Source organism: Pedobacter terrae (assembly GCF_036946585.1).
Lineage (GTDB): Bacteria > Bacteroidota > Bacteroidia > Sphingobacteriales > Sphingobacteriaceae > Pedobacter > Pedobacter terrae_C.
Window position 1 is genome coordinate 226,055 of sequence record NZ_JAQIIV010000005.1, and the last position, 14,118, is coordinate 240,172.

Consider the following 14,118-nt stretch of genomic DNA (forward strand, 5'->3'; position numbering starts at 1 on the left):
ACAAAAGTGAAAAAAATTTTCAGATTTATCAGTTAAATTTTTCTCACAAGGTCGTTACCTAATATATCGGTTTATAACACTCAAAATAGCACTATTATCCTGTAATTGCGGTAGATATTCAAATAAAATATAGTGTTTATCCGGGTCGGTTGTTAAAGCGGTTTCTAAATATCCCAATGCATCAGCATAGTTTCCAATGGCAAAAAGATAAGCTACCATTCTATAATACAGTTCTGCAGCTTCCGGGTTATTCTTAATGGCCTCTGCCATTGTTTCAGCAGCTTCCAATAATTTTCCCTGTTCGTAAAGCACGGTACTAAAATCCAACCAGGCTTCAATATCCAAAGGATTAAACTCCAATACTTTTTCGTACGCTTCGATCGATTCGTCAATCTGGCCCAACTTATAATAAGCATCTGCCATGGCGAACCAGAAATCTGCATTCTCCGCTTCTAAATCAATCGCTTTTTTATAAAAGTGCAGCGATTCAAAATAACGTTCTTCAAAATTCAGTGTAACCCCAATCCCAAACCAGGCATCAGCCATTTTAGGGTCCATTTTTACCGATTTTTTATAGTAAGAACGGGCTTCGTCCATCTTTTCCAGTTTCTCGTAACATTCGCCAATGGCACAATAAGTATCGGCATTAGGCTGTTCGTATTCAAAAGTCTGTTTATAAACTTCTATAGCCTCATCATATTTATCAAGCTGTACCAGCGCATTTCCCTTGTTAAAATAGGCTGAACTGAAATCTTCTTTAATCAAGATGGCATAGTCATAAGCATCGATCGCTTTTTCAAAAAGATTCAACTTGTGGAAACTATTGCCCAAATTGTACCAGGCCGCATAAGAATACGGATCAGTATCAATATATTGCTGATAAAATTTGATGCTTTCTTCTTGTTTGTCTAAAACATCGTAACAGAAAGCAAGCTCATACAAACCGTCTTGATTTTCCATATTTTGCTCTAAACTCAGCTTAATATAGGTAATGGCGCTTTCGTAATCGCCCATGCTCTGGTAAACATAAGCCATCTGTAGTAATATTTCATCCGTACTTTCGGCCAGTCCCAGGGCTTTTTCATAATTTTCCAAAGCCTCGTCAAAACGTTCGGTATTCTGGAAAATATTACCGCGCAGCAAATAAATGTCTGGCTCAGATGGTTCTAAAAGCTCAGCCTGTTGCAAAGCAACAAAAGCCTTTTCGTTGTTGTTCGTTAAGATGTAGAGGTGAGCCTGTTTAATTAAAAAAATTGTGGCATAAGGATGTTGACTGATAGCGAAATCAACTACCTGCAAAGCTTTGACCGGATCATTTTTCTCAATGTAAAAATCTACAATGTATTCGAATGCCCCTGCATCGAAAAAATACTGATCCTGGTTTCGCAGCATTTCTTCGTAACGTTCTACCGAGCGTTGTGCATCTTCGTTGGATTCAAAAAAGAATTCTTCTTCCATATATTATAGTATTAAAGAACCGTGCCAATTAGCAGAAAAATACATGATAAGTTTAACAATTTTAATTATCCGTTTTTAAAATAATTATTAACATCAACAGATATAAAAACTGTAAACAACTGAATATAAAGCCTGTTAACTATTATTAAGATGTGTGGATAATCGATAGATTTATTGCAACATCGCGGTTCCTTTTCCCTTCTTTCACAAAAATACTATAAATTTATGTGATATACTAATGAAGAAGTTATGAAAGGATTAACCGTTTTTGCCCTGTTTCTAATATTTTTTATTGCAAAAGGCTTCGCACAAAATGATGAAGAGCGTATGGTTAAAAAAACCATAACGAATCTTTTTACCGGCATGAGGGACGGAGATAGCTCATTAACCAGAAGTGCCTTTGCGCCAGCAGCAATAATGCAAACCATTGTTAACAAAGAAGGAAAAGTGAGTCTACGTTCAGAATCTCTTAACAGCTTTATCAAATTTATCGGCACGCCGCACCAGGAAAAATATGATGAGCGTATTGTTTTTACCAAAATCTTAATAGATGGCCCGTTGGCATCCGTTTGGACAGATTACAAATTTTACCTGGGCGAAAAATTTAGCCATTGCGGGGTTAATTCTTTTCAGTTGGTAAAAGGAGATCAGGGTTGGCAAATTGTCTATATTATTGATACAAGGAGAAAAGAAGATTGTAATTAGGGGTTATTTAGGTAAAAGACATTCTCGCCAAGAATTAATTAATGTTCTTTTTTGCCCAATCCAATCTGCGCTGATCAGGTGTAGTTGTTACCTTAAAATTTTCGAAGGTAGCATTAAAACCTTTACCATCTGGGCAAGCCGCTACAAGTCCCACCATTACGGGTGTATTGTCTTTAAAATAGCAAGTGCGCAGCATGGTATATTTTTTATCATCCAGTGAATAGAAAATCTCAACGGCATCCAGTTTTCTAACCGCTTTCATCCAGATTGATGCCGGTGCTTTTTCCAATTCTACCACACTCCAATCGCTGGTTTTATGTGTTACTACAGCACTTACGTTCTGTTTGCCATCTACAAATTCAACACCAGCTTTAATCCATTCCTCTTCGTTAATACGGAGCATTAACCCCATCTGATCAAAAGTGGTTACATAATTTCCTGTGATTTTCACTTTCACCTCAAATTCGCCACCGTAAGTAGCATAGTAAAAAGGTGCATCGTCAACAGTGAAACCATAATGAGATATCCTCCAATAATCGGTTTTGGCAGGAACAAACATGCTAAAGGTATTTTTATCTTTAATCTCCCATTTTTCGGGTTCGTTAAACCAGCTCATTTTTGCTAAACTCTGGGCATAGGATTTTATGCTCATTAAAAAAGATAGTATCGCAATTGTGGCAAGAGATTTAAGTTTCATCTGTGTGTTTGTATTTGTGTTCTGCAAACATAAAACTGCATTCAATTTTGAGAAAGGACATATATCACTATTTTAATGTGATGATTATCACGCAAATATTTACCCAAAACAAGTGTATCAGATTTAAAAATCTTGAATAAACAGTACATTTGTTTGTATCAGAAACATGGAATTAGATTTTTTAAGAGCACACATTCATCAGATCGTTTGTTTAACAGATGAGGAATTTCAGCATGCTGCATCTTTTTTTACCAGGCGGAAATACAAAAAACACCAGTATATTATTCAGGCGGGTGATGCGGCAAGCCAGGAACATTTTGTAGTAAAAGGAATTGTAAAATCTTCTTATACAGACCATGAAGGAAAAGAATATATTTTACAATTGGCCATGGAAGAATGGTGGTTTTCTGATCCTAATGCTTTCAATACCGGGATGCCAGCCACTTTAAATGTAGACTGCATAGAAGATACTGAAACGCTTTCCATCTCTTTTGAAAATAAGGAAAAGCTCTGCGCTTCCTCTCGCAAAATGGAGTACTTTTTTAGAAAAAAATATACCACTGGCAATATGGCTTTGCAAAAAAGAGTATTGGCTTTGTTAAGCAACAATGCTGGCGAGCGTTACAAGCAATGGCGTAACCAATACCCATCTTTGCAAAAAAGAATCCCGAAAACCCTTATTGCATCTTACCTAGGCGTAACCAGGGAAACTCTAAGTAGGTTATCGCTTTAGCATTTCAGCTGTTTCTATGTCTCAAGAGTTTTAACACAGGGGCATAGGGGAAAAAGCACTGAATAAATAGGAGTGGATCCTAAGCAAAAAATTAAACCATCGCCAAGTAGCTATCTACTAAGAAGCAATGATAAGCGCATTACAATAAGCGTAAAAAGAGGCGACCAACTTTTTGATTATACCGTGCCGATGGGGAAAATTAGCCCTAGCCTATCGAAACACCGCTGCCGAAAAAGCAGAAGCTTTCAAATTGATTAATCAAGATATAGGTTATATGTACCCGGGTAAATATAAAAACGCTCAATTACCTGAAATCAAAAACTTTTTAACAATACAAAAGGCGTTATCGTAGATATGCGTTGCTATCCTTCCGAATTTATGCCATTTACACTTGGTAATTATATCAAAAATGAAAAAGCCCATTTGTTAAGTTTACTGCTGGTAACATCAGTTATCCAGGTGCTTTTAGTTTTGGATCCCTTATAGAGAATGGGCAATCATCAAGCGACACATACAAAGGTAAAGTAGTGGTAATTGTAAATGCAACAAGCCAAAGCCAGGCAGAATACACTACTATTGCTTTTCAAAGTTCGCCTAATGTAAAGGTAATCGGAAGTACCACGGCTTGCGCCGATGGAAATGTATCGTCAATTGTGCTGCCAGGTGGGTTAAATACAATGATTTCAGGCTTAGACGTGTTCTACCCTGATGGTTCGCCAACACAAAGAGTAGCAGTTAAAATCGATTATAAAATCTATCCAACCATTACGGGTATCTCAACAGGAAAAGATGAACTGCTGGATAAGGCTATTGAAGTATTAAATGCTAGTTGGTAAAATCTATTTCAATATAAAATTTCTATAATCTATAATGAATAGTCCGATAACAAAAAAAACACGTTTTTAAATTAACGTGTTTTTTTTAGCCTGTGTGAGTCTATGATGATTATATGCTCAAAAAAGAATAATTATTAAAGCTATTTAAAAACAGTTTAAAAACATTCTACTTCCCAAAACCGCGACCAGGTTTGGCCTGCATCAAGTTTTATGATACCTTCTTTACTGGATAGCTCTTGATTGTGATTAACACCATCCGCAACCCCGCACCAAGGTTCCAAACACACAAATGGTGCATCGGGGGCAGCCCAAATCCCAAAAAATGGAAATTCTTCAAAATGGAAGTGCAAGCCGTTATCATTTTTGGTATTTAGTAAACTAATACAGTTGCTTTGCAGGTTTTTGAAAACCAGCGCATCATTATAGAAAAGATCGTGTGTAAGCTTCAGCTTATGTGCATTAAGCTCAATACTTTCAGTTTCGTTAGACACCAGACCGTCTTCCAATTTCCAGAAGGTTAATTTTTCATCTACATTAAAGGCAAGGTAGTAATCTTCGTAAGTGGTATCTGGCGTATTGGGAACCGCAAATGCCGGATGCGCACCAATAGAAAATAAAAGTTCGCTGGTACCGGTATTTTCCACCTCGTAAGTTAATTTCAACTTCCTATCTATCAATTGGTAACGCAGTTTCAGTTCGAAATAGAACGGATATACCTTTAAGGTGTCTGCGTTTTGGGTTAACGAAAAAACCCCCTCGAATTCACTTATCTTTTCAAAATTAAAGACATTATCTCTGGCAAAACCATGACGGGGTAATTCATAGTGATTACCCTGGTAAATAAAACCGTTGTTTTTTAATGAGCCAACAATAGGAAATAATACAGGGCTATGTTTTGCCCAATACTTTGGACTGGCATTCCATAAATACTCAAGCTTGGTTTCTTTACTAAATAAACCTTGAAGTTCTGCGCCTTTAGCCACCAGGCTAACTTTTATATAATCGTTTTCGAGAGTTATCATTACGAGTTAAAATTAGTAAAATTTGTGCTTCGATGTTATCTTTTTGAAATAAGGGAAAATCATTGGACTGAATTGACTCCAGACTCATGACTTTTGACTTCATACTAACCACGCTCCTCCCATATACACGCAATATTAATAATGGTTTGTACAGCCTTTTCCATATCCTGTACGCTAACCCATTCCTGCTTGCTATGAAAGGCATGTTCTCCGGCAAAAATATTGGGGCATGGTAAACCCATAAAGGAAAGTCGTGAGCCATCGGTTCCACCACGGATACTCTGCTGTTTTGGTACTACACCAGCTCGTTCAATTGCCTCAATGCCATATTGTACAATTTTAGGATGCTGATCTAAAACCTGTTTCATATTGCGGTATTGTGCTTTAATATCAAGCTTATAGCTGGACTTTGGATAGTTAGTCATTACTCTTTTAATGGTTTCTTCCAGAAACTGGCCATGCGCAGCTAATTTTTCATCTGTAAAATCCCTGATGATAAACTGTGCCTCAGCCTCTTCTACCTGTCCGTTTATACTTACCGGATGGATAAATCCTTCTTTTTGGTATGTAACTTCCGGTGTAAGGGTATCTTTTGGCAGCGAATCTATAATCTGGGCGATGATCTTAATCGCACTTTCCATCTTTCCTTTTGCAAAACCCGGATGCGTACTCACGCCAGAAATTTTAAGGGTAGCCCCATCTGCAGAAAAAGTTTCATCTTCAATAGACCCCAGTGTTTCCCCGTCAATGGTATAACCAAAATCTGCTCCTAGTTTCTTTAAATTAACTTTGTCTACCCCTCTACCGATCTCTTCATCAGGAGTGAAAAGGATTTTGATGGTTCCGTGTTTCACCTCCGGATTTTTCATTAAAAAAGCCGCTGCTTCCATAATTTCAGCTAATCCCGCCTTATTATCTGCCCCTAATAAAGTTGTTCCACTTGCGGTAATAATATCATTGCCAAGCTGCTGTTTGAGGTCTTTATGTTCTGCAAGTTTGATTACAATATGATGATCATCTGGCAGAATCAAGTCTTGTCCCTGATAATTATTATGAATAATCGGTCTAACATTTTCACCGCTGCAATCAGGTGAGGTATCCATGTGTGAACAAAAGAAAATCACAGGTAATTGCTTATCTGTATTTGACGGAATAGTACCATAAACATAGCCGTTATCATCTATTTCAACATCAGAAATGCCCATTTCTAACAACTCCTCAACCAATACTTTACCTAAGTTCTTTTGTTTTAGGGTCGAAGGGCAGGCAGGAGAGTTTGGATCAGATTGGGTATCAATTTTAACATATCTTATAAACCGCTGCTCAAGCGATTTGTTAAAGTTGGTGTATGTGTTCATAATTCAAAGGTAAAAGTTATAGATATCCGATAATCATCTTATTTTTGTAAAAAAGATATGATTTTTCATCCGTTCAGAGCTATCTACATTACCCTCCTGCTTATTTTTATTGGAAGTTTTTCTTTTGCACAATCCAACTATTTTAAAATGTCGTATGGTTTTGGCGGCGGGATGAATAAATCATATACCGATGTATATCAGGGAGATTATGGGAAAATCGTTTATGGTGTTTTTGATTACCACATAACCCCTTTCGTAACAATGGGATTGGAAGGGCAATACGGAAGGATTAAAGGAGGGATTGCGGTTAAAGATCCATCGGGCCGTTGGTTTGTCAATAAATACACCTCGCTTACAGCTAACCTAAAACTGATGTTGGGGGAATTGGTTAATTATAACCAGAGCGGATTGCTTTATAATATGAGGGGGCTATATCTTGGTATCGGCTTGGGAATAATAAATAATAACCTATCTAATATAGCAAGATATCCACCGAAGACATCCGTTTCCAACAATCAACGCTTTGGCGGGGAAGATAAAAGCATTAACGTATTAGTGCCGATAAATTTAGGTTTTAACTATTACATTAAAGATTCCTTTGGTTATATGAGGTATGTAATTAATGTTAATGCGCAATCTAACTTCACTTTTGGCGAAGGCTTAGATGGTTATAATGAGTCTAGGCTAACATCCAACAATACTTACCCTGATATGTACAATTCGATTACTGTAGGCTTCAGATATATGTTCGGAAGCGTTCGTTCCTATCATAAAACGCTATAAACTCTATTTTATTAATAGCATGAGAATATTATTATTAGTTTTTATACTTTCTTTTTCATTAACTGCGACGGCACAGCAATCGCCTTTCGAATTAAGTGGAAAAACAGCAACTACAACCTACACTGAAGCCATAGCTTATTACGAAAAACTGGATAAAAGCTATCCAGAAGCTAAACTGCTAACCTACGGGCGTACCGATTTTGGAAAGCCTTTACACTTATTGGTTATGTCGCGTGATCGGATTTTCGACCCTGTGCAGATCAGGAAGCAAAATAAACGGATTTTATTGATTAATAATGGCATTCACCCAGGCGAGCCAGAGGGTATAGATGCATCGATGATGCTGTCGCGCGACCTGCTTAAAACTGGTAAACTGCCAAAAGATGTAGTCATCTGCATCATTCCACTTTACAATATTGATGGCAGTTTTAACCGTAGTGGAACATCAAGGGCTAACCAGAACGGGCCAATTGCTTATGGTTTTAGGGGCAATAGCAAAAACCTTGATCTGAACCGCGATTTCATTAAAACAGACTCGAAAAATTCAGCCACATTTCAACTTATTTTTAACACCTGGCAGCCTGAGATATTTGTAGATACTCATACCAGCAATGGGGCCGATTATCAATATGTGATGACACTTATCCCAACACAGAAAGATAAGTTAAATCACATACTTTCTGGTTATTTAACCAAAACTTTGGTGCCTGATTTATATGCCCGAATGGCAAGATTAGGTTATCCGATGATCCCCTATGTAAACTCAATAGGTGAAACCCCAGAAACCGGGATAACAGGTTTTATTGAATCGCCACGTTACTCCACGGGTTATACCACGTTGCACAATACCATTGGTTTTATGCCCGAAACCCATATGTTAAAATCGTACGATTTACGCGTAGATGCTACTTACAAGCTTTTGCAAACCTTTATCCAGGTACTAGAAAGGGATTCCAAAATTATTGGGGCAAATAAGCGAAAGGCCGACGAGACTGTGGCTGCCCAAAAAGAATTCCCTTTAGCATGGAAACTGAATAAAAGTGAGGTTAATGACATCATTTTTAAGGGGTTTGAAGCAGGGCAAAGACCCAGCACCATAAGTGGCACTGATCGTTTATACTATGATCGTAACAAGCCTTACTCCAAAACCATTAAAGAATGGAATAAATATGAACCTGCACTATCTGTCCAAAAGCCCGTTGCCTACATCATTCCAAAAGCCTGGGATCGGGTAATTACGCTGCTTAAACTAAATCAGGTTAAGCTCAAAGAATTAAAAAGCGATCAGAAAATTGTTGTTGACAGCTATTATATCGGCGATTTTAAAACGGTGACGCGTCCATACGAAGGTCATTACCTGCACTCCGGTGTAACAGTCAATACTGTTCCGCAGCGACTGCAATATTATGCCGGAGACTATGTGGTTTATGTAAACCAACCTAGTAACCGGTATATTGTAGAAACTTTAGAACCCCAGGCTACAGATTCTTATTTCAACTGGAATTTTTTCGATTCTATTTTGGATATGAAAGAACACTACTCGGCCTATGTTTTTGAAGATACGGCCGCAGAACTGCTAAAAAACAACCCTAACTTAAAAAGTAAACTGGAAGCCAAAAAGTTGGCTGACCCCGAATTTGCAAAGAATGCTGCCGCACAACTTGATTTTGTGTATAAAAATTCTGATTATTACGAAAAAACACATAACAGATACCCGGTTGCACGTTTAGTTTCAGATGTAAAACTGGATTTAAAATAAGCCAAAATGGAATACTTCAACATAGCCCCCGTGGCTTCCGTAATTTTTGTTTTTACCATTATTACCAGTCTATACGCTTTCTATGATAACTCGATTTATGGGAAGTTTATGCTACATCCCTATAGCGTTTCAAAAGGGCAGAATGTGTATACTTTAATTACCAGCGGACTTATACATGCTGATTGGATGCACCTGTTTTTTAACATGTTTACCTTTTACGCTTTTGCTTTTGCACTTGAAAGTATGATGGGGAGCTGGCGCTTTGGATTGCTTTACTTGTTGGGTTTGGTGCTGAGCGATCTTCCAACGGTGATCAAACATAAAGATAACTTTAATTACAATAGCCTCGGTGCGTCAGGAGCAATCAGTGCAGTACTCTTTAGTTACATTTTGTATAACCCAATGTCTAAAATTTATATCATGTTTATCCCGATCGGGATCCCTGCCGTAGTTTTTGGCATTATATATTTAATTTATTGTGCTTATGCTTCCCGTAACTCAAGGGATCATATTAATCATGATGCACACTTTTTTGGTGCATTAACCGGATTGATTTTTACGATTATATTCGTGCCAGGCATTCTACAAAACTTTATTGCGATATTAACGGGTGGGAGGTAGTTGAGTTCGTCAAACTCAATTAGGACTAAATGGATTTTTGGGGTATCATCTAACATATGCTTGTTAAGCCATCTGCTCTTTAATGCTTTCATAACAACATTCTATAATCTTTATCGCTGGTCTGTCATCATGAGGAATAATTTAGTTATAATACAACCTCTTTTTTTGCAAAAATTTAGCTTAAAGAATTTTTTCTGTCAATTGATGAAATCAGTACTAACCCATGTCATTGCCAACCTCTTTCTTTACATCACCATTTGTTTAAGGGTTTACGCTCAGGATCCCAAATATCCATCAAGCATAACCGTTGCTCAGGATGGGAGTGCAAATTATAAAACCATACAGGAAGCCGTAAATTCAGTACGCGATTTAGGTGAGCAGGAAGTTAAAATTTATATTAAAAACGGCATTTATAAAGAAAAGTTGGTTATTCCATCGTGGAAAATCAAAATTGCCCTTATTGGAGAAAGTGCCGAAAACACCATTATCATTAATGATGATTATTCAGGTAAACCTAATCCAGCAGGTAACGACCAGTTTGGCAATAGGAAATTCAGCACTTACACCTCATTTACCGTACTGGTCCAGGGTAACGATGTTCATCTCGAAAATCTAACTATTATTAATTCTGCAGGCAGGGTTGGCCAAGCCGTTGCCTTGCATGTAGAAAGCGACCGTTTTATAGCAAAAAACTGCAGGTTTCTGGGTAACCAGGATACCCTTTATGCTGCGGTTGAAAATAGCAGACAATACTATCTAAACTGTTATATTGAAGGCACCACAGATTTTATTTTTGGTAGGGCTACAGTCATCTTTCAAAATTGTACCATCAAAAGTTTAAGCGATTCTTACATTACCGCTGCCTCAACTTCAGCACAACAAAAATTTGGATTTGTTTTTCTTAACTGCAAACTTATTGCAGATTCAACAGTAAGCAAAGTTTATTTGGGCAGGCCATGGCGACCTTATGCAAAAACAGTATTCATCAATTGCAACCTCGGTAAACACATTTTACCAGAAGGCTGGAATCCATGGAAAGGCGATTTGATGTTTCCAAATAAGGAATTAACTGCTTTTTACGCTGAATATAAAAATAATGGTGACGGCGCCTCCCCGAAAACGAGGTTACCCTGGGCAAAACAGCTCAGCCATAAAGAGGCAAAGAGTTACACGTTAAAGAATATACTTGGCGGAACAGATCATTGGAATCCGATTAAAAATTAATAAAATGAGAACAAACTTCTTTAGGATTTTTGCAGTAGGCGCTCTATCCATTTTATGCTCCTTTGTCCTCCAGCAAAAGAAAACAAAACTGTACATCATAGGCGATTCTACCGCCGCCAATAAAAAAGAAAATGCATACCCCGAAACGGGCTGGGGCATGGAGCTGCAATCTTATTTTAAAACCGATGTTACGGTTGATAACCGGGCGTTGAACGGCAGAAGTACCAAATCGTTCAGGGCTGAAAAGCATTGGGACCCGATATTGGCACAATTAAATCCTGGCGATTATGTTTTCATCGAATTTGGACATAACGATGAAAAAGTTGACAAACCTGCAGTCGGCGTTTCGTTGGCCGATTTTAAAACAAATTTAATTAACTACGTTAAAGAAACCAGAAGCAAAAACGCCTTTCCGGTTTTACTCACGCCGATCTCCCGCAGAAGTTTTAAAAATGGAATGCTAATAAATTCTCATGGAGATTATCCGAGCATTACCCATCAGGTGGCCGATTCACTTCAGGTGCCTTTAATTGATATGCTTGCAAAAACCAGAAGTTTATTGACCCACCTGGGAGATGAGCCATCCGTCAAATTATTCAACTATGTTGATTCGGGACATGTCAATTATCCGAAGGGCAAAAAGGACGATACACATTTAAGTCCGGAAGGTGCCAAACAGGTTGCTGGTTTGGTAGTGAAAGGGATTAGGGAGTTAAAATTGACCCTAGTGAAGCGTTTAAAGTAAAATTATTTGTCGTCCTAAACTAGTGAAGGATCTTTTTTAACACCTGGTACATGTAGAAATGTACACCTGGTAAACAGAGTGGGTATAAAATCACATTAATTGTCATCCTAAAGGATAATTTATTTTATAAAAATCATTAAGATTGACAAATATCCCTCGAGAGATCGTCATTCCCAACTTGATTGGGGATCTTAATGTAAACGTTTTAAGATCCCCGCATGCGCGAGAGTGACGACCGTACTAGTGGATTCTATAAATGGAAACGCAGTGAAGGATCTTTGAGTTAAACGGACTGACCTTTCCAATAATTAATCTTAAGAATAAGTTAATCTGGGTTCTGACTTTCATCGCTTGGGGATATTTACTGCGTTCAGAATGACAACCAAGAATATAAAACTGAAAAATCGTCATTGCGAGGAGGCTTTTTCTGCCGACGAAGCCTGCCGGCAACAGGCTGGCAATCTTACAACGATCGCTATTAGCTTACGCATAAAGATTACTTCGTCGTTCCTCCTCGCAATGACAATCTATGCTAGTAAACTAGCCACTAAAAAATATACTTCGTACTTAAAAAGTTCGAATCATCTCCTTTAACAATTTCGTTCAATAACTTTTTATTATCATCTGTAAATTTGGTTGCTACCAAAGAACGGATCGAAAATGAACGTAGTGCATCTACTACAGAAAGGGTTCCTTCAGCACTATCTTTGCGCCCTGTAAAAGGGAAAACATCCGGTCCGCGTTGGCATTGGCAATTGATATTTACCCTACTTACCTGGTTAACCAAAGGATCGATCAACGACGAGATTACCGCAGCGTTGTTACTGAAAATGCTTACCTGCTGGCCGTGTGGCGAATCAATTAAATACTCGATAGGCTCTTCCAGGTCATCAAATGGAACAACCGGAACAATTGGGCCAAACTGTTCTTCCCGATAGAGTTTCATATTTCCGTTTACCGGATAAACAATTGCCGGATAAACAAAAGTTTCTAAGGTTTGTCCACCATTTTTATTGATCACTTTAGCACCATGCGCAACGGCATCATCAATACATTCCTTTAAATACTCAGGTTTGTTCAGCTCAGGCAGTGGTGTAAGGTTTACGCCCTTTTCCCAAGGCATGCCAAATTGCAGTTTTTCTACTTCGGCCGATAAACGTTTCAAAAATTCCTGCGCCAAACTGCGGTGTACATAAACGATTTTAATGGCAGTACAACGTTGTCCGTTAAAAGAAAGCGAACCCAGTGCTGTTTCAGAAACTGCCAGATCAAGATCTGCGTCTTTAGTGATAATCGCTGCATTTTTTGCATCCAAACCTAAAATCGCTCTTAAACGGTTTACTTTAGGATGCAGTTTTTTCAGTTCGTTGGCCACCTTACTTGAACCAATTAAAGTAAGTACATTAATTTTACCCGATTTCATCAGACCCGGAACGATGGTATTTCCACGACCATAAATGGTATTCACAACACCTTTAGGGAAACTTGAACGGAAAGCCTCCAGTAAAGGATAGTGCAATAACGTACCGTGCTTAGGTGGTTTGAATAAAAGCGTATTGCCCATAATCAAAGCTGGGATCAGCGTAGTAAAAGTCTCGTTTAACGGATAGTTGAATGGCCCCATACAAAGTACTACCCCTAGCGGAGAACGGCGCACCTGGGCCACGATGCCCTGCTCTATTTCAAAACGGGATGACTGTCTGTCGATATCTTTCAATGCATCAATGGTGGCGTAGATGTATTCAACCGTACGGTCAAATTCTTTAACCGAATCGGCATAAGATTTTCCAATTTCCCACATAATTAATTTGGCAACAATTTCCTTTTGCTCAATCATTTTATGTGTAAAGTTTTCTACACAGCTAATGCGATCGGCTACACTCATGGTTGGCCACTGTCCGCGACCATTGTCATACGCCGCTACTGCTGCATCTAATGCTTCGGTCGACTCTTTCTCTGTACAAACAGGGAAACTACCAATGCGCTTTCGTTTTAAACCTTCAGGGGTTTTTATGCATACTGGAGAAAATACTTCATTAAAAGGCCCATTCCATGGCTTCATTTCTCCATTAGAAAGAAACTCTTTTTGATTGATTTCTTCCTTAAGCCTAAATTCATCTGGAATCTGGCTCTCTTCAACGAAAATACTTTCGAGGTTTAGCGTTGTACTCAATTTT

13 protein-coding genes are annotated in these 14,118 nt (G+C 38.2%); 8 read left to right on the forward strand and 5 right to left on the reverse strand.

The window, feature by feature from the left end; all coding sequences use genetic code 11:
* Nucleotides 1-54: 54 nt before the first annotated feature.
* Nucleotides 55-1,458: a tetratricopeptide repeat protein gene (locus tag PGN18_RS10040; RefSeq protein ID WP_335319357.1), complete on the reverse strand. Its 1,404-nt coding sequence runs from the start codon at nt 1,456-1,458 to the stop codon at nt 55-57.
* 249 nt (nt 1,459-1,707) lie between these two features.
* Here PGN18_RS10040 and PGN18_RS10045 point away from each other — a divergent pair, with 249 nt between their 5' ends.
* Nucleotides 1,708-2,163, forward strand: coding sequence for a nuclear transport factor 2 family protein (locus PGN18_RS10045; RefSeq protein WP_335319358.1), 456 nt, complete (start codon nt 1,708-1,710; stop codon nt 2,161-2,163).
* 34 nt (nt 2,164-2,197) lie between these two features.
* Here the strand turns inward: PGN18_RS10045 and PGN18_RS10050 are convergent, their stop codons facing one another.
* On the reverse strand, nt 2,198-2,860 hold the full coding sequence (locus tag PGN18_RS10050; protein ID WP_335319359.1) for a DUF1349 domain-containing protein: 663 nt from the start codon (nt 2,858-2,860) through the stop codon (nt 2,198-2,200).
* A 166-nt stretch (nt 2,861-3,026) separates the two neighbouring features.
* On the opposite strand from PGN18_RS10050, the gene PGN18_RS10055 reads away from it, so the two are divergent.
* Both PGN18_RS10055 and PGN18_RS10060 read left to right on the forward strand, forming a co-directional pair.
* Nucleotides 3,027-3,593, forward strand: a complete 567-nt coding sequence (locus tag PGN18_RS10055) for a Crp/Fnr family transcriptional regulator (RefSeq protein WP_335319360.1) — start codon at nt 3,027-3,029, stop codon at nt 3,591-3,593.
* A gap of 482 nt (nt 3,594-4,075) precedes the next feature.
* Nucleotides 4,076-4,429 carry a S41 family peptidase gene (locus PGN18_RS10060; protein ID WP_335319494.1) on the forward strand — a complete coding sequence of 118 codons (354 nt, stop codon included), beginning with the start codon at nt 4,076-4,078 and terminating at the stop codon, nt 4,427-4,429.
* A gap of 155 nt (nt 4,430-4,584) precedes the next feature.
* On the opposite strand, the gene PGN18_RS10065 is transcribed toward PGN18_RS10060, so the two are convergent.
* Together PGN18_RS10065 and pepT are read right to left on the reverse strand one after the other, a co-directional pair.
* A complete protein-coding gene (locus PGN18_RS10065) occupies nt 4,585-5,451 on the reverse strand; it encodes an aldose 1-epimerase family protein (RefSeq protein WP_335319361.1) in 867 nt (288 codons plus the stop codon).
* A 104-nt stretch (nt 5,452-5,555) separates the two neighbouring features.
* Nucleotides 5,556-6,809, reverse strand: a complete 1,254-nt coding sequence (pepT, locus tag PGN18_RS10070; protein ID WP_335319362.1) for a peptidase T — start codon at nt 6,807-6,809, stop codon at nt 5,556-5,558.
* A gap of 57 nt (nt 6,810-6,866) precedes the next feature.
* On the opposite strand from pepT, the gene PGN18_RS10075 reads away from it, so the two are divergent.
* From PGN18_RS10075 to PGN18_RS10095, 5 genes are all read left to right on the forward strand, one after another.
* Nucleotides 6,867-7,592, forward strand: coding sequence for a hypothetical protein (locus PGN18_RS10075; RefSeq protein ID WP_335319363.1), 726 nt, complete (start codon nt 6,867-6,869; stop codon nt 7,590-7,592).
* A 19-nt stretch (nt 7,593-7,611) separates the two neighbouring features.
* Entirely contained in the window at nt 7,612-9,351 is a 1,740-nt protein-coding gene (locus PGN18_RS10080) for a M14 family zinc carboxypeptidase (RefSeq protein ID WP_335319364.1), read from the forward strand.
* A gap of 6 nt (nt 9,352-9,357) precedes the next feature.
* The gene (locus tag PGN18_RS10085; RefSeq protein ID WP_335319365.1) at nt 9,358-9,972 is read left to right on the forward strand and encodes a rhomboid family intramembrane serine protease; all 615 of its coding nucleotides are present in this window, start codon (nt 9,358-9,360) and stop codon (nt 9,970-9,972) included.
* A gap of 204 nt (nt 9,973-10,176) precedes the next feature.
* Nucleotides 10,177-11,196 (forward strand): pectinesterase family protein, encoded by a 1,020-nt coding sequence (locus tag PGN18_RS10090; RefSeq protein ID WP_335319366.1) that lies wholly within the window; start codon nt 10,177-10,179, stop codon nt 11,194-11,196.
* A 4-nt stretch (nt 11,197-11,200) separates the two neighbouring features.
* Complete coding sequence (locus PGN18_RS10095) at nt 11,201-11,941, forward strand: rhamnogalacturonan acetylesterase (protein WP_335319367.1); 741 nt, start codon at nt 11,201-11,203, stop codon at nt 11,939-11,941.
* A 547-nt stretch (nt 11,942-12,488) separates the two neighbouring features.
* Here the strand turns inward: PGN18_RS10095 and PGN18_RS10100 are convergent.
* Nucleotides 12,489-14,114 carry an NADP-dependent glyceraldehyde-3-phosphate dehydrogenase gene (locus PGN18_RS10100; protein WP_335319368.1) on the reverse strand — a complete coding sequence of 542 codons (1,626 nt, stop codon included), beginning with the start codon at nt 14,112-14,114 and terminating at the stop codon, nt 12,489-12,491.
* Nucleotides 14,115-14,118: the final 4 nt, after the last annotated feature.